We start from the raw sequence: 21,874 nt of genomic DNA, 5'->3' as shown, positions 1-21,874 counted from the left end.
CTCCCAAGGGGAACCGGCGCCGCCCGTTCAAAGGGGACGGGCTATCGCACCCCCACCGCCCGGATGACCTCCTGGCTCACCGAGCCGCCCCGGTCGTCCCGTGCGGAGGCCCGCAGGGAGATGAACTCCGCGCCGCGCGGCACGCTCAACGTCCCCTTCCAGGACGCCGCGCCGCCACCGCCCGACAGCGGGACCGTCCGCCACGACTTGCCGTCGTCGTAGGACACCTCCAGCTTCCCGCCCCCGATGGTCCCGGTGCCGGGCGCGCCCTTCACGTACTCGGCGTGGATCCCCACCGGCACCCGGCCGCCGCGCACCGCGCCCGCGAGGTCGGTGTCGATGTCGTAGCCGAGGTTGATGAGCGGCAGGAACGTCCAGCGGTCCGCGGGCGTGGCCGCCGAGCGGAGGGTCCACTCGGAGTGGCCCTTGGTGGACAGGGTCCAGCGGTCGGGGTCGAGAGTGGTGTCCGTGACGACCTTGTAGGTGTGCTCGTCGGCGGGCGCGTCCCACACGTACGCGCCGGAGCTCTTTCGCTGGTCGACCAGGGTGCCGTCCTGATACACGGACGTGAACTGGGTCATCCCGGTGTCGTCGCTCCACACGTCGCCGAAGCCCGTGTGGTCGGGCCCGGAGTCGCCCCAGCCGGGCGTGTTGAACTGGATCTGGTTGCCCGCGCGCTCCTGTCCCCAGCCGAGCCCGGTGCCGAGCCACGCGTGCCAGACCGGCTTGAACCAGTTCAGCGTCGCGTGCGAGCCCCCGCGGTAGTGGACGAGCCCACTGCGCTCCTCCAGCGCGCCCGCCCCGAGGTTCACGGACTCCATCCACGTCTGTCCGGTGCCCGTGGAGACGTAGTCGGTCCGCTCGGCCGGGTAGTCGATCCGCTCCTGGAAGCCGATCCCGATGGGGAAGGCGTCGGTGACCGAGTAGCGGAACTCGCTGCCGGAGACGGGCTTGACCGCGTGGAACCTGGTGCCCAGCACGGCGAGTTCACGCGCGCCCGGTTCGTACGTGAGGTCGCCGCGCGGAATGGCCCCCTCGTGCCCTTCCGAGAGGTCGTAGACGTACGGCGTGTTGCGCGTCCCGGTCATGTCCACACGCCCGGCGGCCCGCAGCCGTGCCGCGTCCGCCGCGTTCACCGTGGCGACCTGCAGCGGCCGGTCGGCGTAGTCGTCCGTGCCGAACCAGGCGTTGAGGCGCCCGGCGGCGCCGTCGGTGACGAACAGCGCCTTGGCGCCCGCGTCCTGGGCCGCCTGGGCGAGGGCGGTGGGCTCGACACCGTCGGCGAGTGTCGCGAGCACGGCCTTGCCGCTGACCCCGGTGAACGGTCCGGTCCCGACGTCCACCAGCGGCAGCTTGCTACGGCCCTCGATCAGGGTCGCGCCCGGCTGGGCGACGGCCTCGCCGACGCCCTTCACCTCCAGCAACGGCTTCCCCAGCCGCCACACGGTCCGGTACTCGAAGGTGCCCTGGGTGACCTTCGCGGTCGGCGCGGCGAAGATGCTGTCGTACTTCACGGGCACCTGGACGGCGCCGAACTGGTCGGAGCCGCCCGCGCTCCTGTCGTACTCCATGAGCAGCTGCCGGGTCTCGGTCCGCCGCTCCACCTCGGCCCTGATCTCCCTCAGCTGCCGTCCGTCGAGGGTGACCTCGCGGTCACGGTCGAGGGTGATCTCGGGCGCGGCGAGGAAGCCGAGCCCGAGCGAGTCGGCGCCGTGGCTGCCATGCACGTCGAGGAAGGAGGTCAGGCTGTACGCCCCCGGCTCGAGCCGGAGTTTCAGGGTGCCGGAGTCGTCGACCGAGGCCGGGAACGGGTCCACGCCCCCCGCGAGTTGCTGCACCGCGAGGTAGGCGGCGGTCGGCTCGCCCGCGCGGTCCTTGACGTGGACGGTGAGCGTGTACCGCTCCTCCTCCTTGACCAGCCCGAACACGGTGTGCGCGACGGGCGTGCCGCCGACGGACGCGACGATCTGCCCGGAGGTGTCGCCCACGGGCGCCTTCGAGCCGTCGCCCGTCACGGTCGTCGACGCGCTGCCGTGCGCGGGCACGGTGAGCGCGGAGTCGGCGAGGGTGGCCACCCCGTCGGCGGCGCCCCGCACGGCGAGGCTCAACTCAATTGCCGTGTCGGAGGAGTTGGTGTAGGTGACGGTCTTCGTGACGGGCTGGTTCGCCTCGTACGGCCAGCTGTAGAAGCCGAGATCGGCGCTCCCGGTGGCGGTGACCTTCGCGTCGACCGCGTCCGGCACGCTCACCCGGCCCGAGCCCAGCACATAGGCGGACGCGTCGAGTTGCTTCGACGTCGACATCAGGGCGTCCTTGAGCTGGGCGCCGGTCCAGTCGGGGTGCTCCTGGGCGAGCAGGGCGGCCACACCGGCGACATGCGGCGTCGCCATCGACGTACCGCTCATGGAGGTGTAGTAGCCGCTGCCGGCGACGAGCTGGGAGCGGGCGGCGAGGATGTCGACGCCGGGTGCGGAGAGGTCGGGCTTGAGGGCGTTGTCGCCGTAGCGCGGTCCTGCGCTGGTGAAGTAGGCGGCCTGGTCGGCGGAGTCCACCGCGCCGACGGTCAGCGCGGCGTCGGCGGCGCCGGGGGAGCCGATGGAGGAGGGGGCGCCGGTGTTGCCCGCGGCGACGACGAAGAGCGCGCCGGTCTCCTTGGACAGCGTGTTCACCGCCTGCGCCATGGGGTCCGTGCCGTCACTCGCCTCGGTCGAGCCGAGGCTCATGGAGATCACCTTGGCGTGCACGTCCCGCGCGGCCCACTCCATGCCCGCGATGATCTGCGAGTCGCTGCCCGAGCCCTGGTCACTGAGGACCTTGCCGACGGCGAGCGTCGCGTCGGGCGCGACACCCCGCTCCTTGCCGTCGGAGGCGGCGCCGCTGCCGCCGACCGTGGACGTCGTGTGCGTACCGTGCCCGTTGCGGTCGGCGACCTCCTGACCGTCGATGAAGCTCTTGCTGACGGAGATCCGTCCGGCCAGGTCGGGATGGTCGGCGTCCACCCCCGTGTCGAGCACGGCGACCGTGACGCCCTTCCCGGTGAGCCCGGCCTCCCAGGCCTGCGGCGTACCGATCTGGGCGTTGCTCTCGGCCAGGTCGGCGTGCACGCGCCCGTCGAGCCAGACCTTGTCGACCGTCCCGCCCTGCCGGGTGAGGGACTGCCAGAAGGTGCGCCCCTTGTCGGCGGAGACGGCGGCGCCCCGGATGCTGGGCAGCGCGCGCTTCTGCTCGGCCCCGCGCAAAGTGGCCGAGCGGGCCCCCTTCCCGTAGGTCACGATCAGCGGCAGCTCGGCCGTCTTCCGGTCGGTGAGCCCCTGACGTATCAGCTCGCTCACGTCGAACAGCCGCCGGTCGAGGGTGCCCGCCCGCAGATAGGGCAGTGCCTCGTCCGGCACGACGGTCACGGCGCCGTTCGTCACCTGGGTGCGGACCGCCCCCGTGGCCCCCCGGGGCCGCTCGACCGTGACCGTCTTCTTGCCGGCGCCGAGGTCGGTGACGGTCACCTTGTCGCCGGTGACGAGAGTGACGGTGTGGGTGACGGAAGCGGTTCGCGTCGGGGCCGGGGCGGCTGCCCCGGCCGCGCCCGCCCGCCCCATGGGCAGTACGGCGAGCACGAGCCCGGCGGACAGCAGAGCCGCCCCCCGTCTGACTGGTCCTCTGGTCATCGATGACCTCTCCTCGTCGGCACGTGGTGGCTCCGGTGCTGCGAAGAGTCTCGGGGGGCCGGTGGTGCACGGGAGTTGACGGAACCTGGCGAGAAGCTGCCCTGGCGGGTTTCCGCCAGGGCGCCGAGATCACTCATCCGGACAAGACCACCCATCCGGCGTCCGGACATGACCACCCATCCAGCGGCACCCGCCCGGCCCCCCACAAAAGGCGCCTGGTCCGGCGCCCGTCCACGATGCGATTAAGGACCGCCACCCGGCGGAGCCCCACGGTCTGCTCTCGGGAGGACCTGCCATGACCGCCAGTCTCGAGCGGTTGCGCCGCTGTCACTTCGCCGTCGACCTGGGCGCGGCCCGGACCCGGGTGTATGTGAAGGGCGCGGGCCTGGTCGTCGACCAGCCGAGTGTCGCCGCGATCAACACCAAGACCGGCGCGCTGATCGCGGTCGGCGAGTTCGCCGAGAAGATGACGGGCCGCACCCCCGACTACATCCGGGTCATGCGGCCGGTGTCCGGCGGCACGGTCGTCGACATCGAGATGGCCCAGCGCATGCTGCGCCAGCTGCTCGGCGACAAGGTCCGCCGCGCCCTGCGCCGCAAGCCCCGGCTGCGCGCCGCGGCCTGCACCCCGCACGACGCGGACCCGCTGGCGCAGCGCGCCACGATCGAGACGCTGGTCGGGCTGGGGGCGCGGCGGGTCGAGCTGGTCGACACGCTGATCGCCGCCGCCGTCGGGTGCGGACTGCCCGTCGAACAGCCCGAAGCCACCATGATCATGGTGTGCGGAGCGGCCGCCACCCAGGTCGCCGTGCTGTCCCTGGGGTCCATCGTGACCGCCGAGCGCATTCCGGTGGGCGGCGAGGCCGTCGACCGCGCGATCGTGCAGCACCTGCGCCACCAGCACGAGCTGATGCTTCCTTCGCAGTCGGTACGGCCCCTGCAGCTCGCCCTCTCCGGCAACGGGCTGACCCCGCACGGTCCGGCGTCCACGGAGATCCACGGGCGGGACGTGGCGACCGGCCTCGCCCGTTCCGTACAGGTCGACACCGCCGCCGTGCGCGATGCCATCCAGACCCCGCTGACCGCCGTACTGGACGGGATCGGGAAGGTGCTGCGGGCCTGCCCGCCCGACCTGGTGGCCGACCTCGCCGACCGCGGCATCATGATGGTCGGCGGCAGCGCGCTGCTGCCGGGCCTGGACCAGATGCTGCGGCAGGCGACGGGCATGCCGGTGCACATCGCCGAGCGTCCCGACGTGTGCGCGGTGCAGGGCCTGGGCTACATGCTGGAGGGCAAGATCGAGCCGCTGATGCTGGACCCTCTGGCGCTCTGACGGCCGGGCCCCGGAAAGTCCCCGGTATGCACGATCCGGTCCCCCGCCTGCCGTCGCTCCTGGAAGCCGTCCTCAGCGTCGGCACCGACCTCGAACTGCGGGCCACGCTCCAGCACATCGTGGACGCCGCCGCCGAGCTCACGGAGGCCCGGTACGCGGCGCTGGACATGACCGATCCGGCACGGGACGGGCTCACGGAGATCCGCACGGCAAAACGGCCCGATCCTGCCGACCTTGCCCACCCTCCCGGGCCGCCCGAGCCGCCCGAGCCGCCCGAGTCACCCGAGCCGCCCGAGCCGCCCGAGCCGGTCGTGCCGGTCGTGCCGCCGGAGCTGGTCGTGCCGATCCACGTCTACGGCGAGGTGTTCGGCGATCTGCGCCTCGCGGGCAGGCGCGAAACCCCGTTCACGGACGAGGACGAGCAACTCGTACGGGTCCTGGCGACCCAGGCCGGCATCGCGATCGGCAACGCCCGGCTGTACGAGACGGCGCGGCAGCGCGAACGCTGGATCGAGGGCGCGGCGGCCGTCACCACCGCGCTGCTCAGCGGCGAGAGCGCCGCCGACGCGCTGATGACCGTCGCCGAACGGGCCCGGCTCCTCGCCGAGGCCTCGGCCGGCGTCATCCTCCGGCCCACCGAGGACGGCGGCATGAAGATCGTGACCGCCTCCACGCTCGACGACCTGGGTGACGTCGTCGGCGCCCTGATCGAGCCGGGCAGCCCCGTACTCGAACAACTCCTCGGTGGTGAACCGGTGTTCATCGACGACTCGGCGACCGAACCGCGGATGACCACGCACGTACGGCACCGGTTCGGGCCGAGCATGATGCTGCCGCTCCAGGCGGGCGGCCGTCTCATCGGCACGCTCGCCCTCCCCCGCCGGCGCGGCGGCCGTCCGTACACCGCGGTGCAACGGCTGCTCGCCACCCAGTTCGCCTCACAGGCCGCGCTTGCGCTGGTCCACGCCGAGGCCCAGCACAGCAGGGAGCGGCTCGCGGTCTACGAGGACCGCGACCGGATCGCCCGCGACCTGCACGACCTCGTCGTCCAACGGCTGTTCGCGACCGGCATGATGCTGGAGTCCACACAACGCAGGAGCGCCGGCGCGGACGACGACACGCACGCGACCCTCGGCCGTGCCGTCGACGAACTCCAGTCCACCATCCAGGAGGTCCGCACGGCGATCTTCGCGCTCCAGCAGCCGCCGGCCGACGCCCCCACCACCTTCCGCGGCAAGGTCCTGCGCGAGGCGGCGGGCGCGGCCGCGGTGCTGGGTTTCCAGCCGTCCACCCGGTTCACCGGCGCGGTGGACAACCGTCTCGTGGAGCCCGTCGCCGGCCGGCTGCTCACCGCGCTGCGCCGCGCCCTGGCCGCCGCCTCCCGCCGCGCCGGTGTCTCCCGCGTCGAGATCACGGTCGACGCGACGGCGACCCTCCCCGACAGACGCCCCGGGGTCCGCCTGACGGTCTTCGACGACGGCGATTCGGGGAACGGCCATGCGCGGGACGGCGATTCGGGGGGTGGCGGCTTGGAAGGTGACGGACCGGAAGGCGGCGGCTCCGAAGGCGGCGCGGGTACGACGGTCACCTGGCAGTCGCCCCTGTGAGCCGCGCCCACAACTCACTTGACGTCCCCGCGGGGCCTCCGTAGCGTCGCAGCCCGTACGCCCACATGACCGATATTCACATCCGAGGACGGGATGGCCATGGCTCAGCGACGTGTGGTGGTGTCCGGCGGCGGTACCGGGATCGGCCTGGCGACAGCGGAGGCGTTCGCCGCGGACGGGGACCATGTGGTGCTCCTCGGCCGCCGCGAGGACATCCTGCGCAAGGCGGCCGACGCCCTGAACAGCCAGTACGGCGAGTCGACTGCGAGCTGGTGCGCGGCGGACCTCGCCGACCCCGAACAGGTGGATCGGGTAAGGGAGTTCATCACGGCGGACGAGACCCCGGTGGACGTGCTGGTGGCCAACGCGGGCGGCAACGCGGCCCGCGAACCCGACGGCACGCTCGCCTCCATCGCGGACAGCTACCGCGACAACTTCGACGCCAATGTGCTGACCGCGGTCCTGCTCACCGAGGCCCTGCTCCCCCACATGCGCCGCCCCGGCGGCCGTATCGTGCAGCTCTCCTCCATCGCCTCGCTGCGCGGGCCCGGCTCGTACGGCGGCTCCAAGGCCTGGGTCAACACGTACACCTACGCTCTCGCGCAGCGCGTCGGCCCCGAGGGCATCACCGTGAACGCGGTCGCCCCCGGTTTCGTCGGCGACACGGAGTTCTTCGGCGCCCGCGCGACGCCGGAGTTCATCGCCTCCCGGGTCGGCCAGACCCTGACCGGCAAGCCGGGTCAGCCCTCCGAGATCGCCGCCGCCGTCCGGTACGTGGCGTCACCGGAGGCGGCGTACCTGACGGGGCAGCTGCTGCACATCAACGGGGGCGCGGCGCTGGGCCGTTGACCCCTCAGCCCTCCCCCTGGGGCGCCCGGACAGGCGGACGCGGCGTCACGGTCACCTCCGGGACGGCGCCGCCGCAGCCCAGTACGACGTCGAGGACCCGGAGGAACTCGTCCACGTCGAGCAGGGAGCCCGTCAGATGGCCGCGCCGCCGATGGAGGACAGGCAGGCGGCGACTCCCCCCGACTTCGTCAGATGCGGGAGCGCGGCGCTCGTGACCAGCGCCGCGCCGATCACATGGGTGTCCATGGCGCGGCGCCAGGCGTCGGCGTCGAGTTTCTCGACCGGCGCGAGGGGGCCGATGCCGGTGGCGCAGACGAGGGCGTCGATGCCGCCCAGCCCGGCGGCGGCCTCCTCGGCCGCCGCCCGGCAGGACGACTCGTCGGTCACGTCACAGGCGACGGTGAGCGCGTCCGGGCCCGCCTCCTTCGCCGCGTCGACCAGCCGGTCGCGCCGGCGTGCCAGCAGGGCGACCCGGTCGCCGCGGCGCACCAGGTCGACCCCGATGCACCGGCCCATCTACGCGCTCGCGCGCAGATACCCCGAGTTCGCCACCTGCCCGAGGAACGTCAGCCGTGTGTCGGTCGCCATGTGCTTGTCGAAGGCCTCCTTGATTCCGGGCCACTTGGGGTGCCCGAAGTCGTCGAGTACGACGATCCCGCCGGGCGCGACGATCCGCTCGGCCCACTCCAGGTCCGCGGCGACACCGGAGGCGGAGTGGTCACCGTCGACGATGATCACCCCGTAGGAACGGTCGGAGACCAGGGCGCGCACCTCGGGGTCCTCGGAGAAGCCCTGCTGGACGCGGGCCGCCGCACCGGCCGCGCCGACCAGCGCCAGATTGGCGCGCACCGCGGCGCCGCGCACGGGAGTGCCCGTCGGGTCGGCTCCCTCGGTGGTGCCGGGCTGCAACTGGAGGCCCGCGAGCGGGTCGACGATCGTCAGACGCGAGTCGCGTCCCGCGCGCTCCATCATCCGGATCAGGGCCGCGCCGAACATCCCGTACAGGGTGCCGATTTCGAGGATCTCGTCGTTCGGCGGGTCGAGCAGCGGGACGGCGGAGAGCTTGCCGCAGATGTTCATGGTGCCGCCGGCGATCCGGCCGACCCCGAGCGCCTCCAGAGCGATGAGCAGCCGGAACGCCTGGGCGATGTTCCGCTCGGCGCCGCCCCTGTCCCCGCTCACCTGCGCCAACTCCTCGATGGCGCGGTCGAGATGGACCTGGGCCGGCATGCGCGACACGCCGCGACCCGTCCCGTCGAGCAATAGTTCGAGGGGGCGCTGACGATTGCGCAGCGCCGACAGCTCGCGCTGGAGTCCGCCTTCGGATCCGTCCCCGATGGAGCGGCGGATCTGGCGTTCGATGCGCTGATCGATGAGGTCGGCGATCGGACGCAGTGCGCGCCTGGCGGTCTTGGTGGTGAGGAACGCTCGCATGGCTCTTTGACCCTCGCAGGTATAGGAGAAGTGCTGCGTACGCGGGGGGACAGAAGGTGCGCACACCCTGATGACGACCGGCTGCGCAGTGGGGACCCAACGCCCAAAGGACGGTAAAGCGTAAACGTCTTACAGCTAAAACACAGCGAACGCCGGCCCCCCAAAGGGGAACGCGTGAATGATGCTTGGGCCACGAGAGGGTTACGTGCGTCCTGATGTGACGTGCCGCCGACTGAACGGCGGGTCAGGAGGAGGAAGCGGGGTCACGGAACGGGGTCGCACCGCGACACCCCGCGCCCGGCGGATCCTCCTCGTACCGCGGAGCTCTCTTCCGTCGCCCGCCGTGCCGGGGCCGTGGCGCTCCACGTCCCCACCGGCCGTGGTTCCGCCGACGTCGAGCGGGCCCGCAAGGCCGGCCCGGGGGCGGAAGAGTCACTCGGGGCGGCCTCGACCGTCAGCGACTTGGTCCTGTCGATCTGCCCACCGCACGCGGCGGAGGACGTCACGCACGAGGTTCTCGGGCACACCTTCCGCGGTGCCTACGTGGAGGCGAACGCCATCAGCCCCGATCGGGCCCTCCGTATCGACATCGGCGGAGCCTGCCGCGGACGCGGCATCGTCATGGTCGACGGCTCGACCATCAGCGCTCCTCCCGGAGCGGGCAGCGCCCCACGGCGCTACCTGAGCGGCGACCCGGAGGCTGTCGGACGAGTGGCCGCGGCGTTCGAGGGCACCGCCGTACTCGCTTTCTGCGGCGGGGGTCGCGGCCCCCTCCGTACGCCGCGCCTCCATTCGCCCACCTCCACACACCCGACGACCAGGACTGACGTCCAGTTCCGTCACTGCACCACCTCTCACCCCTTTCGGCCCGGTGCCGGGAATCCACCGCAGGAGCCCAACGACGTTACGTGCGGGAAACCTTGACGATCACTGTCCCGGGTGCCACGATTCCGGCGCCGCCATGTTTACGTAAACATCGCCACCGACCCAGCCCCGGCCCTGAGAACAGGCCTCGCCGTGCCGACCGATGTTTACGTAAACACAGCGTTCCGGTCGGTGGATCAGGGAGGAGCGGACGGATGGGTTCAGTGCCGCAGGCGAGGGTTCACGGCGTCTGGAGACCGTCGAGGTCGAGACGGCGCAAGAACCGCGCCTCGCACCTGCCTTGAGCACGCCGAGGCCCACCCCGCGCGGGCGACAGGACCGCCCCGCACTCCCCCACACCCTTCCGCCACACCGGTGAAGCGCCACCGGCGAAGCACCACCGCACCACCGCCACAGCACCGGTCGTCACCGGGCCCACGACGGCGAGCCGACGCCCCCCGCGTCCCGTCCGGCCCGGCGAACCTTCCGACGGCCGCCCAGCCCCGCGCAGGCTCCGCCGGGCGCCGAGCCGCAGTCACCTGAAAGGGCAAGTCGATGCGCAACACCCCCGCCAGAACCCGCCTCTCGCCCCGCCTGCGCGCCGCCTTCGTGGCGCTCCTGATCGCCGGCACCAGCGGTACGGCAATCGCCGCGACCAGCGGCACGGCCGTCGCCGGCGGCCCCGTCCACGCCGCGCCGAGCAAGGACACGACCCAGTTCAAGGGCGTGAACTGGGCCGACCCGCGCGACAACTACGCCGACGACCCCGTCGTACTGTCCGGCCTGTCGACCTCCGACAGCTACGCCCGGACCTACGCCAAGGCGAGCCGGATCATCTCGGCGTTCCGCGCGAACCTCGGCGCCAACACCGTCCGGCTGCCCATCAACCCGTACACGGTCAACGGCTCGTACTGGAAGTCCTACCGCGGGGTCATCGACGCCGCGTCGGACAAGGGCTTCAAGGTCATCGTCTCCTACTGGGAGGGCACGGGCGCCCGCAAGGACGGCTTCATCGACGATCCCGCCACGTTCTGGCCCATGTGGAACACGGTGGTCAAGACCTACAAGAACGACAAGCGGGTCTACTTCGAGCCGATGAACGAGCCCCACGGCTACACCGACACCGAGTGGGCCGACCTCGCCGCGAAGTGGCTGGCGACCTACCCCTCCGTCCCGCGCGAGCGGGTGTTCGTCAGCGGCGCCGGCTACAACGACCACGTCACCTCCGTCTGCGCCGACCCGCGCCTGAAGGGCACCTACCTCTCCCTGCACCACTACGGGTTCTGGAAGGACTACGCCACCTACGACCAGTGGGTGTCCGACCTCAAGGAGCGCATCGGTGACTGCGCGAGCCGTACGGTCGCCGACGAGTTCGGCGCCCCGATGACCACCGGCCTCGACTACAACAAGCCGGACGCCTCCAACAACTACGTCAACTACGTCCAGGCCGTCACCGACACCTTCCGCCAGTTGAAGATGGGCTCCGTCTACTGGCCCGGCCTGCGCACCGACGACACGTACTCCCTGCAGACCCTGACCGGCGACCCCGCCCGCCCGTGGCTCGCCACCACCAACCAGTCCGGCGCCGACCGCCTCGCCTGGGCCTGGGGCCGCGGAAAGCCCGTCCAGCCCTGACCCGACCCGCCGGCCCGCCCGTCACCCGCGGGCCCGATCGGGCCGCTCCCGGCTCGAACTGACGTCACACCAGGGAACGGCGATACGCCAGTCGTTCCTCCGGACGAGTGCAAAGAGCGCGAAACGCACGACTGCGGCCCCCGGATCAGCTCCGGGGGCCGCAACCTTGTTGCTGGCAAACCACGAGTGCGCAGGCGGCATCGTTTCTTCACGCGTAGCGCGGAGTGGGGCGGGTGGGACTCGAACCCACGGCCGACGGATTATGAGTCCGCTGCTCTAACCGGCTGAGCTACCGCCCCTTACGGCGCGTCGCGCACATTTGTGCGCGCCGTCTGCCGCAGCATAGCCGCTCATACGATCTCCTGCTTCGGATGGTCGGCAACGCATGACCATGAGGACTTCGGCGTGGCCTGCGCGGTTCCGCCGGACATGAAAAAGGACCCCTGAGGGGTCCTCTTCCGTTGCTCTCCCGACTGGACTCGAACCAGTAACCTGCCGGTTAACAGCCGGCTGCTCTGCCAATTGAGCTACAGGAGATCGAGCTCCCCCGACTGGACTCGAACCAGTAACCTGCCGGTTAACAGCCGGCTGCTCTGCCAATTGAGCTACGGAGGATTGCCTCGTTGCATCGAACGCACCTACCCGGGTATTCGCCAGGGGGCGTGCGCTCGCTGCGACACATACATTAGCGCAAGCAGGGGGGTGCTCCGCCAATCGGTTCCCCCCGCACCGATGCCGACGCAAGGGAAGGGTGGCCGTCATGCGCTACCGGCTCACATTCGTCGCCGGACTGGCTCTGGGTTACGTGCTCGGCACGCGCGCCGGGCGCGAGCGCTACGAGCAGCTGAAGAAGTCCGCGCGCCAGGTCGCGCAGAACCCCGCGGTGCGCAACACCGCCGAGACCGCCGCCCAGCAGGGGCGCGAGATCGCGGGCAAGGCGTTCCACACGGTCGGCGAGAAGGTGGGCGACCACGTCCCCGACTCGGTCACCGCCCGCGTCCGCTCCCTGCGCGAACGCAACACCAACGGCACCCGCGAGGACGACTGGGGCACCAGCAATACCTAGGGCCCCGCGGGTGGCGCGGGGAACCGCCCGACCAGCCCCCACCGGCCGAAAGCCGAGCGACTCCCGGCAGGCGGGGGCGAGGGGCTCCCTGACGGCGCCGGTGCCCGCGCCACCCCGTCCGACCTGCGCTCCGGCCCGCCGAGCACCCCGTGAACCGGTCGCTACCGCCCGGCCCGGCGCGCCCATCCCCCGCCGTACGGCAGAATTTCCGCCATGGGGATAGTCGCCGGGTTGGACAGTTCGCCCGATTTCACTCGCATCGTCGTCTGTGACACGGACACGGGGGCCGTGCTCAGGCAGGGGTATGCCCCGCATCCGGTGGAAACCACCGAGGGCGGCGGCCGTCCTTCCGATGTCGATCCGCAGGCCTGGCTGCTGTCCCTGGGCGAGGCGGCCGGCGGCGGGCTGCTCGAAGGCGTGCAGGCCATCGGCGTCTCCGCGCAGCAGAACGCGCTCGTTCCGCTGGACACGCAGGGCAACACGGTGCGGCCGGCCATGGTCGGCGGTGACAAGCGCGCACAGGTCGCCGCCGCCGATCTCGTCGACGCGCTCGGCGGGCGCGAGGCATGGGCGCAGGCCGTGGGCCACGTACCGCAGGCCGCCCAGCCGGTGACCAAGCTGCGCTGGCTGAACAAGACCGAGCCCGACGCCGCGCTGCGCACCGCCGTGCTGCTGCAGGCGCACGACTGGCTGGTGTGGCAGTTGCTCGGGCGGCCGCTGCGGCGGACCACCGACCGGGGCGGGGCCTCCGGGACCGGCTACTGGTCGGCGGCGACCGGCGGCTATCGGCCGGATCTCGTCGAGCTCGCGCTCGGCCACCAGGCCACGCTGCCCGAGGTGCTGGGCCCGTCCGAGGCGGCGGGAACGACACCCGAGGGGCTGCTGATCTCCGCGGGCACCGGAGAGACCATGGCGGCGGCGTTCGGGCTCGGCATCGGGCTCGGGGACGCGGTCGTGTCCCTCGGCGCCTCCGGGTCCGTGATGGCCGTACACCCCGAGGCGCTGGTCGACTCCTCCGGCATGATCACCTCACTGGCGGACGCGACCGGCCTGCATCTGCCGGTGGTGACCACCCTCAACGCCGTACGGACGCTGCGCGGCGCCGTCGAACTGCTCGGCCTGCCCGACCTGGAGAGCCTGTCCGAGCTGGCGATGAAGTCCACGCCGGGCTCCCACGGGCTGGTCCTGCTGCCGTACCTGGAGGGCGAGCGGACCCCGAACCTGCCGCACACCGCCGGGACGCTCGCGGGACTGCGGCGCGAGTCGATGCGGCCCGAACACCTGGCGCGGGCCTCCTTCGAGGGCATGCTGTGCGGGCTCGCGGACGCGCTCGACGTGCTGCGCGGGCGCGGCGTGGACGTACGGCGGGTGTTCCTGCTCGGGGCGGCCGCCGAGCTGCCGGCCGTGCAGGCCGCGGCGCCCGCGCTGTTCGGCGCGCAGGTCGTCGTCCCCCAGCCGGCGGACTACGCGGCGCTGGGCGCGGCCCGTCAGGCGGCCTGGGCCCTCGGTGTCTCGCAGGGCACGCTCGACCCCCAGCTGCCACCCGTCTGGCAGGGTGCGGTCGCCCAGATTCTGGAGCCCGGTGAGGAACTGGCCGTGGGTCAGGCCGTACGGCAGCAGTACGTGTCCGTACGGGAACAGACGCATCCGGGGGCGTTCCGGTCATAGGGGGCATCGAGGGGGTGTGGAGGGGTGCTCCGGTGGGGACCTGGCGGCCGACATGGACCCTATGACGTACGTCTCAAGTCCCGGTTCCGGTCCGCTCTTGGTCCGCTCTTGGATTAATCGGTTGAGGTAACGCGGGTGGAGTGTCCGACGATAGGGGGTGGTGCACCACCGACCGCACTGCCGTCGCCGACTCCGAGAGAAGCCGCGTGCTCATACGACTGCTTCGGACCTACCTCAGTCCGTACAAGAAACCCATCGCTCTCCTCGTGCTGCTGCAGTTCCTGCAGACCTGCGCGACCCTGTATCTGCCGACCCTGAACGCACACATCATTGACAACGGTGTCGTCAAGGGAGACACGGGTTACATCCTGTCCTTCGGCGCCCTGATGATCGGTATCTCGCTGGTCCAGGTCGTCTGCAACATCGGCGCCGTCTACTACGGCGCCCGTACGGCGTCCTCCGTCGGCCGGGACATCCGGGCCGCCGTCTTCGACCGGGTGCAGTCCTTCTCCGCACGCGAGGTGGGCCACTTCGGGGCGCCGTCCCTGATCACCCGCACCACCAATGACGTCCAGCAGGTGCAGATGCTGACCCTGATGACGTTCACCCTGCTGGTGTCGGCGCCGATCATGTGTGTGGGCGGCATCGTGCTGGCCCTCGGCCTGGACGTGCCGCTCTCCGCGGTCCTGGTCGCCGTGGTGCCGGTGCTCGGCATCGGAGTGACCCTGATCGTGCGCCGGCTGCGCCCGCTGTTCAGGACCATGCAGGTGCGCCTGGACACCGTGAACCGGGTGCTGCGCGAGCAGATCACCGGCAACCGCGTCATCCGCGCCTTCGTCCGGGACGACTACGAGAAGGACCGCTTCGAGTCCGCCAACGCCCAGCTGACCGAGGTGTCCCTGGGTACCGGCCGGATGCTCGCCCTGATGTTCCCGATGGTCATGACCGTCGTGAACCTCTCGTCGATCGCCGTGGTCTGGTTCGGCGCCCACCGCATCGCCAGCGGCGGCATGCAGATCGGCGACCTGACCGCGTTCCTCGCCTACCTCATGCAGATCGTGATGTCCGTGATGATGGCCACCTTCATGTTCATGATGGTGCCGCGCGCGGAGGTCTGCGCCGAGCGCATCGAAGAGGTCCTGGACACCTCGTCGAGCGTGGTGCCGCCGAGCGCGCCCGTCGTGGAGCTGCGGCGCCACGGCCACCTGGAGATCCGCGGGGCCGGGTTCCGCTACCCGGGTGCCGAGGAGCCCGTCCTGAAGTCCATCGAACTGGTGGCGCGGCCGGGTGAGACGACCGCCGTGATCGGGTCCACGGGCAGCGGCAAGTCGACGCTGCTCGGGCTCGTGCCCCGGCTCTTCGACGCCACCGACGGAGAAGTCCTCGTCGACGGCGTGGACGTGTCGACCGTCGAGCCGAAGCTGCTCGCCAGGACGGTCGGGCTCGTCCCCCAGAAGCCGTACCTCTTCGCGGGGACGGTCGCCACCAACCTCCGGTACGGCAATCCGGACGCGACCGACGAGGAGCTGTGGCACGCGCTGGAGGTGGCGCAGGCCAAGGGCTTCGTGGAGCGGCTGGAGAACGGCCTGGACTCGCCGATCGCACAGGGCGGCACCAACGTCTCCGGCGGTCAGCGCCAGCGCCTCGCCATCGCCCGCACCCTCGTCCAGCGCCCCGAGATCTACCTCTTCGACGACTCCTTCTCCGCGCTCGACTACGCGACCGACGCGGCGTTGCGCGCGGCGCTCTCCCAGGAGACCGCCGAGGCGACCGTGGTGATCGTCGCCCAGCGGGTGTCGACCATCAGGGACGCCGACCGGATCGTGGTCCTCGACGAGGGCCGGGTGGTGGGCACGGGGCGGCACCACGAGCTCATGGCCGACAACGAGACCTATCGGGAGATCGTGCTCTCCCAGCTGACGGAAGCGGAGGCCGCCTGATGGCCGGGCCCATGGGACGCATGATGGCCGGGGGCGGCCCCGATCAGCGCTCGATGGATTTCAAGGTGTCCGGGAAGAGACTCCTGGCCCAGTTCAAACCCGAGCGCGTCACCATGTACGGGATGCTGGTCGCCGTCGTCCTGAGCGTGGGACTCTCGGTGGTCGGACCGAAGATCCTCGGCAAGGCCACCGACCTGGTCTTCGCGGGCATCATCGGCCGGCAGATGCCGGCCGGCGCCACCAAGGCCGAGGTCCTCGCCGGAATGCGCAAGCGCGGCGAGGGCGGCATGGCCGACATGCTCGCCGGGACCGACTTCACCCCCGGCAAGGGCATCGACTTCGGTGCCGTCGGAAACGTACTGCTGCTCGCGCTCTGCACGTTCCTGCTGGCCGGCCTGCTGATGGCGGTGGCGACGCGCCTGGTGAACCGGGCCGTCAACAAGACCGTCTACCACATGCGCGAGGACCTGCAGGCGAAGCTCTCGCGGCTGCCGCTGTCGTACTTCGACAAGCGCCAGCGCGGTGAGGTGCTCAGCCGCGCCACGAACGACATCGACAACATCCAGCAGACCCTGCAGCAGTCGATGGGCCAGCTGGTGAACTCCCTGCTGACCATCATCGGCGTGCTCGCGATGATGTTCTGGGTGTCGTGGCTGCTCGCGCTGGTCGCGCTCGTCACGGTCCCGCTCTCCTTCTTCGTCGCCACGCGCATCGGCAAGCGCTCGCAGCCGCACTTCGTGCAGCAGTGGCGCACCACCGGCATGCTCAACGCCCACATCGAGGAGATGTACACCGGGCACACGCTGGTGAAGGTGTTCGGGCGGCAGGAGGAGTCGGCGGCTCAGTTCGCCGAACAGAACGAGAAGTTGTACGAGGCCGGGTTCAAGGCGCAGTTCAACAGCGGGGTCATGCAGCCGCTGATGATGTTCGTGTCGAACCTGAACTATGTGCTGGTGGCGGTGGTCGGCGGTCTGCGCGTCGCGTCCGGCTCGCTGTCGATCGGCGACGTCCAGGCCTTCATCCAGTACTCCCGCCAGTTCTCGATGCCGCTGACGCAGGTCGCCTCGATGGCGAACCTCGTGCAGTCCGGTGTCGCGTCGGCGGAGCGCATCTTCGAACTCCTCGACGCGGAGGAGCAGGAGGCCGATCCGGTGCCGGCGGCGCGCCCCGACGAGCTGCGCGGGCGGGTGGCGCTGGAGAACGTGTCCTTCCGCTACGACCCCGAGAAGCCGCTCATCGAGGACCTGTCGCTGAAGGTGGAGCCGGGCCACACGGTGGCGATCGTCGGCCCGACCGGCGCCGGCAAGACCACGCTGGTGAACCTCCTGATGCGGTTCTACGACGTCACCGGCGGCCGGATCACCCTCGACGGGGTCGACATCGCGTCCATGTCCCGGGACGAACTCCGGGCCGGAATCGGGATGGTGCTCCAGGACACCTGGCTGTTCGGGGGCACGATCGCGGAGAACATCGCGTACGGGGCCTCGCGGGAGGTCACCCGCGGGGAGATCGAGGAGGCGGCGCGGGCCGCGCACGCGGACCGTTTCATCCGTACGCTCCCGGATGGCTACGACACCGTCATCGACGACGAGGGGACGGGGGTCAGCGCGGGCGAGAAGCAGCTGATCACCATCGCGCGGGCGTTCCTGTCCGACCCGGTGATCCTCGTCCTCGACGAGGCGACCAGTTCCGTCGACACCCGTACGGAGGTGCTGATCCAGAAGGCGATGGCGAAGCTCGCGCACGGGCGGACGTCGTTCGTGATCGCCCACCGGCTCTCCACGATCCGGGACGCGGACACCATCCTCGTGATGGAGAACGGGTCGATCGTCGAGCAGGGCGCGCATGCGGAGCTGTTGGCGGCCGACGGGGCGTACGCGCGCCTCTACAAGGCCCAGTTCGCCCAGGCGGTGGCCGAGGTCGACTAGGGGTGGTGGGTAGGGGTGGCGGGGCGCGGGACCCTTTTCCTCGCCCCCGCCGCCCCTACCCGTCCCAACCTCACTTGGGGGCTCCGCCCCCAAACCCCCCCATCGTCCTGAACGGCCTCGTCCTCAAACGCCGGACGGGCTGAAGGCCCCTAGGGGCGCGGGGAACCGCGCGACCAGCCCCCACCCGCCCGCAGCCGAACAACTCCCGACGCCCGGGGAACCGGGGCGAAGCCCCGCCTCAGGGGCGCGGGGAACTGCGCGATCAGCCACCGCCCGCCCGCGGCCGGAAGGCCGCCCCACGGGGTCTGGGGCGGAGCCCCGGGTGGATGGGACGGGTAGGGGCGGCGGGGGCGAGGGAAGGCCGGGTCAGTCCAGGTAGCCGCGGAGTTGGTCCGCGAAGGCGTGGTCCCTCAGTTTGTTGAGGGTTTTGGACTCGATCTGGCGGATGCGTTCACGGGTGACGCCGAAGATGCGGCCTATTTCCTCGAGCGTGCGGGGACGGCCGTCGGCGAGCCCGTACCGGAGCTGGACGACCTTGCGTTCACGCTCGCCGAGCGTGGAAAGCACCGCTTCCAGGTGTTCCCGCAGGAGCAGGAACGCCGCGGACTCCACCGGCGACGTCGCGTCACCGTCCTCGATCAGGTCGCCGAGCGCCACATCGTCCTCCTCCCCCACCGGCGCGTGCAACGACACCGGCTCCTGGGCAAGACGCAGCACCTCACTCACCCGCTCACCGGGAAGGTCGAGGTGCGCGGCGACCTCGTCCGGCGTCGGTTCGTAGCCGCGCTCCTGCAGCATCCGCCGCTGGACCCGCACGACCCGGTTGATCAACTCGACCACGTGGACGGGGACCCGGATCGTCCGGGCCTGATCGGCCAGCGCCCGCGACATGGCCTGCCGGATCCACCAGGTCGCGTACGTCGAGAACTTGTACCCACGGGCGTAGTCGAACTTCTCCACCGCCCTGATCAGACCGAGGTTGCCCTCCTGGACCAGGTCGAGCATGGTGAGCCCGCGGCCCACATAGCGTTTCGCGACCGAGACGACCAGGCGCAGGTTCGCCTCGATGAGGCGCCGCTTGGCCATGCGGCCCATGACGACGAGTTTGTCGAGGTCGAGGGCGAGCTGACTGTCCAGGTCGGGGGTGAGACGCAGCTTCTCCTCGGCGAAGAGTCCGGCCTCGACGCGGCGGGCGAGTTCGACCTCCTCCGCCGCGGTGAGCAGCGGAATGCGGCCGATCTCGCGCAGGTACTGACGGAACAGGTCCGAGGAGGGCCCCCCGGTGTCCGTACTGCGTCCTCGGGGCAGTTCGACGGGTTCGGGGACCTCGGCCTCGGTTTCGACCTCCACGGGCTCGGCCTCGGCCGCGGCCTCGACGGCGCCCGCCGCCGGCCCGTCCGGCTCCGTCTCGGGGTGGTGCGCGGCACCCCTCTGCGGGGGCACCGCCGTGACGACGTCGGGCTCGGCGTCCGTATCCGTGTCCGTGAGGTTGTCGGTCTGTGTGAGGGTCTGGGTCTGCACGGGGGCGACCTCCAGGAATGTCGCTGCTGAGGCGTGCGGCAGCGGTACGTCGGGGATGGGGTCGACGGCCTCGCCGCTGTCCATCCCGTAGTCGTTTGGCGGAACCGCGGGAATCGGAAACCCGTCGCGTGCGGGTCGGCCGCGCTCCGAGGACTCAGGCACCGGAACCCAGTGTGGAGTACGACACATCGCCGCCACGAGGGGCGTGCGGTGACTTTTTGCTTCCGGTCCGTGACCCAGTGGTTACCGTGCCGTCCGAGTGCGCAGCTCAGCGCGCGCGAAACCGGTTGAAGGGCGTACGGGATTGGCATGTGCGCCGGGCCCATCCGGGCCGGGCGGCCTCAGAGCGCCTCCGCGCCCCGCTCGCGCAGCGCCTGGCCGTACTGCTGGAGCACCCACAACTCGTTCTGCACGGCCGCCAGCTGGGCCGGGTCGCCGTGGGCGCTCGCGCGGGCCAGGGCGCCCTGGACGTCCACGATGCGGCGCTCGACGGCGCGGCGGCGGACCATGACGAGCTGGTCGCCCGCGTAGGTCTCGTCGACGGTCTTGCGCATGATCGCCTCGACGGCCAGCTCGGTGACCATGGAGCGGACCACGTCGTCCGGGGCGGCCTCGCGGACCCGGACCAGGTACTCCTGGGGGTCCTGCGTGCCGTAGTCGGCGCCGCCCGCCTCCATGATCGCCAGGCGTACGGCGGCGTAGGGCGCGGCGGTGAACTCGTCGATCCCGTAGGCGTCGAAGGCCGGGGAGACCAGCTCGGGCCGCTGGAGGGCGAGCTTGAGCAGCTCGCGCTCGGTGGCGTAGACGGGGTTGCGGAGGTTGAGGGCCGGGCCGCCTGTGGGCGTCCGGACGGCGGCGTACGTCTGCTGGGGGCGCCCGTCGGCGGGGGCCGGGCCCTTGCCGCCGCGGTCGCGGGCCCAACGGGCCAGCTGGGCCACCCGCTTGACCACGAACTGGGTGTCGAGGATGCCGAGCATGCCGGCGAGCTGCACGGCGACCTCGTGCTGGGCGCCGCTGTTCTTGATGCGGGCGACGATGGGTGCCGCCTCGTCCAGGGCCGCCGCGCGGCCCGCCGGGGTCTCCAGGTCGTAGCGCAGGATGATCTGGCGCAGGGCGAACTCGAAGAGGGGCGTGCGGGGTTCGACGAGGTCGGCGACCGCCTCGTCGCCCTTGGCGAGGCGCAGGTCGCAGGGGTCCATGCCGTCCGGCGCGATGGCGATGTACGTCTCGGCGGCGAACTTCTGGTCGTCCTCGAAGGCGCGCAGGGCGGCCTTCTGGCCTGCCGAGTCGCCGTCGAAGGTGAAGATCACGCGGGCCGAGCCGTTGTCCATCAGGAGGCGTCTGAGGATCTTGATGTGGTCGCTGCCGAACGCCGTGCCGCAGGTCGCGATCGCGGTGGTGATGCCGGCCAGGTGGCAGGCCATGACGTCGGTGTAGCCCTCGACGACGACCGCGCGGCTGGCCTTGGCGATGTCCTTCTTGGCGAGGTCGATGCCGTAGAGGACCTGGGACTTCCGGTAGATCGCGGTGTCGGGCGTGTTCAGGTACTTCGGGCCGTTGTCCGCCTCGTAGAGCTTGCGGGCGCCGAAGCCGACGACCTCGCCGCCGATGTCGCGGATCGGCCACATCAGGCGGCCGCGGAAGCGGTCGATGGGGCCCCGGCGGCCCTCCTGGGAGAGGCCGGAGAGGAGCAGCTCCTTGTCGGTGAAGCCCTTGCCGCGCAGATGGCGGGTGAGGTGGTCCCAGCCCTGGGGGCTGTAGCCGACGCCGAAGTGCGCGGCGGCGGCCTGGTCGAAACCGCGCTCGGCGAGGAACTTGCGGCCCGCGTCGGCCTCGGGGCTGATGTCGAGCTGCTCCACGTAGTACTGGGCGGCGATCTTGTGCGCCTCGACCAGGCGGATCCGCTCGCCGCGCTGGTGGGAGGGGTTGTACCCGCCCTCCTCGTAGCGCAGGGTGATGCCGGCCTGTCCGGCGAGGCGCTCGACGGCCTCGGAGAAGGTGAGGTGGTCGACCTTCATCACGAACGTGATGGTGTCGCCGCCCTCCTGGCAGCCGAAGCAGTGGAAGAGACCCTTGCTGGGGCTGACCTGGAAGGACGGGGACTTCTCGTCGTGGAAGGGGCACAGGCCCTTGAGGTTTCCGCCGCCCGCGTTGCGCAGCTGGAGGTACTCGGACACGACGGCGTCGATCGGGACCGCGTCCCGAACCGCCTTCACGTCCTCGTCGTTGATCCTTCCAGCCACGAGGTGATTCTACGGGGCCGCACTGACACTCCTGGGGCGAGGCGAACGCCCCCGGCCGGGGGTCCTGGGGTTGCCCCCCGGGAATCACAGCCGGGGGCGGTGCGACAGTCGATGGCCGCCGTCC

The 21,874-nt window shown here is 71.2% G+C and carries 13 protein-coding genes and 3 tRNA genes; 8 read left to right on the top strand and 8 right to left on the bottom strand.

What is annotated here, in order from left to right:
* Nucleotides 1-41: 41 nt before the first annotated feature.
* Nucleotides 42-3,662, bottom strand: a complete 3,621-nt coding sequence (locus tag ACIQTP_RS03665) for a S8 family serine peptidase (RefSeq protein ID WP_403395848.1) — start codon at nucleotides 3,660-3,662, stop codon at nucleotides 42-44.
* 295 nt (nucleotides 3,663-3,957) lie between these two features.
* Between ACIQTP_RS03665 and ACIQTP_RS03660 the strand changes: the two genes are divergently transcribed.
* The 3 genes from ACIQTP_RS03660 to ACIQTP_RS03650 all read left to right on the top strand — a co-directional run bounded on the left by ACIQTP_RS03660 (nucleotide 3,958) and on the right by ACIQTP_RS03650 (nucleotide 7,451).
* A complete protein-coding gene (locus tag ACIQTP_RS03660; protein WP_403395846.1) occupies nucleotides 3,958-4,995 on the top strand; it encodes a rod shape-determining protein in 1,038 nt (345 codons plus the stop codon).
* A 26-nt stretch (nucleotides 4,996-5,021) separates the two neighbouring features.
* Nucleotides 5,022-6,602 (top strand): GAF domain-containing protein, encoded by a 1,581-nt coding sequence (locus ACIQTP_RS03655; protein ID WP_403395844.1) that lies wholly within the window; start codon nucleotides 5,022-5,024, stop codon nucleotides 6,600-6,602.
* Between the two features lie 99 nt (nucleotides 6,603-6,701).
* A complete protein-coding gene (locus tag ACIQTP_RS03650) occupies nucleotides 6,702-7,451 on the top strand; it encodes an SDR family NAD(P)-dependent oxidoreductase (RefSeq protein ID WP_403395843.1) in 750 nt (249 codons plus the stop codon).
* Nucleotides 7,452-7,583: 132 nt separating this feature from the next.
* Here ACIQTP_RS03650 and ACIQTP_RS03645 read toward each other — a convergent pair whose 3' ends face one another.
* Together ACIQTP_RS03645 and ACIQTP_RS03640 are read right to left on the bottom strand one after the other, a co-directional pair.
* The gene (locus ACIQTP_RS03645; protein ID WP_403395841.1) at nucleotides 7,584-7,967 is read right to left on the bottom strand and encodes an SDR family oxidoreductase; all 384 of its coding nucleotides are present in this window, start codon (nucleotides 7,965-7,967) and stop codon (nucleotides 7,584-7,586) included.
* Complete coding sequence (locus tag ACIQTP_RS03640) at nucleotides 7,968-8,885, bottom strand: class I SAM-dependent methyltransferase (RefSeq protein WP_403395839.1); 918 nt, start codon at nucleotides 8,883-8,885, stop codon at nucleotides 7,968-7,970. It lies immediately after the preceding gene.
* Nucleotides 8,886-10,304: 1,419 nt separating this feature from the next.
* Between ACIQTP_RS03640 and ACIQTP_RS03635 the strand changes: the two genes are divergently transcribed.
* Entirely contained in the window at nucleotides 10,305-11,384 is a 1,080-nt protein-coding gene (locus ACIQTP_RS03635; RefSeq protein WP_403395836.1) for a glycoside hydrolase family 5 protein, read from the top strand.
* Between the two features lie 225 nt (nucleotides 11,385-11,609).
* On the opposite strand, the gene ACIQTP_RS03630 is transcribed toward ACIQTP_RS03635, so the two are convergent.
* From ACIQTP_RS03630 to ACIQTP_RS03620, 3 genes are all read right to left on the bottom strand, one after another.
* Nucleotides 11,610-11,683 (bottom strand) — tRNA-Ile (locus ACIQTP_RS03630).
* A 165-nt stretch (nucleotides 11,684-11,848) separates the two neighbouring features.
* Nucleotides 11,849-11,921: transfer RNA gene (locus tag ACIQTP_RS03625), tRNA-Asn, on the bottom strand.
* Nucleotides 11,922-11,926: 5 nt separating this feature from the next.
* Nucleotides 11,927-11,999, bottom strand: a tRNA-Asn gene (locus tag ACIQTP_RS03620).
* A 145-nt stretch (nucleotides 12,000-12,144) separates the two neighbouring features.
* Between ACIQTP_RS03620 and ACIQTP_RS03615 the strand changes: the two genes are divergently transcribed.
* From ACIQTP_RS03615 to ACIQTP_RS03600, 4 genes are all read left to right on the top strand, one after another.
* On the top strand, nucleotides 12,145-12,450 hold the full coding sequence (locus ACIQTP_RS03615; protein ID WP_054233549.1) for a hypothetical protein: 306 nt from the start codon (nucleotides 12,145-12,147) through the stop codon (nucleotides 12,448-12,450).
* Nucleotides 12,451-12,663: 213 nt separating this feature from the next.
* The gene (locus tag ACIQTP_RS03610) at nucleotides 12,664-14,118 is read left to right on the top strand and encodes an FGGY family carbohydrate kinase (RefSeq protein ID WP_403395834.1); all 1,455 of its coding nucleotides are present in this window, start codon (nucleotides 12,664-12,666) and stop codon (nucleotides 14,116-14,118) included.
* Between the two features lie 206 nt (nucleotides 14,119-14,324).
* Entirely contained in the window at nucleotides 14,325-16,058 is a 1,734-nt protein-coding gene (locus ACIQTP_RS03605) for an ABC transporter ATP-binding protein (protein WP_075026744.1), read from the top strand.
* Complete coding sequence (locus tag ACIQTP_RS03600; RefSeq protein ID WP_403395831.1) at nucleotides 16,058-17,986, top strand: ABC transporter ATP-binding protein; 1,929 nt, start codon at nucleotides 16,058-16,060, stop codon at nucleotides 17,984-17,986. The genes ACIQTP_RS03605 and ACIQTP_RS03600 overlap by 1 nt, the downstream gene beginning before the upstream one ends.
* Before the next feature lie 366 nt (nucleotides 17,987-18,352).
* Here ACIQTP_RS03600 and ACIQTP_RS03595 read toward each other — a convergent pair whose 3' ends face one another.
* Both ACIQTP_RS03595 and dnaG read right to left on the bottom strand, forming a co-directional pair.
* Nucleotides 18,353-19,669: an RNA polymerase sigma factor gene (locus tag ACIQTP_RS03595; protein WP_403395828.1), complete on the bottom strand. Its 1,317-nt coding sequence runs from the start codon at nucleotides 19,667-19,669 to the stop codon at nucleotides 18,353-18,355.
* Nucleotides 19,670-19,848: 179 nt separating this feature from the next.
* The gene (gene dnaG / locus ACIQTP_RS03590) at nucleotides 19,849-21,750 is read right to left on the bottom strand and encodes a DNA primase (RefSeq protein WP_403395826.1); all 1,902 of its coding nucleotides are present in this window, start codon (nucleotides 21,748-21,750) and stop codon (nucleotides 19,849-19,851) included.
* Between the last annotated feature and the right edge of the window lie 124 nt (nucleotides 21,751-21,874).

The sequence above is a fragment of the Streptomyces sp. NPDC090798 genome (genome assembly GCF_044768965.1).
GTDB lineage: Bacteria > Actinomycetota > Actinomycetes > Streptomycetales > Streptomycetaceae > Streptomyces.
Note: the sequence above shows the minus strand (reverse complement) of the source record. Positions and strands in the feature narration are given on the sequence as shown.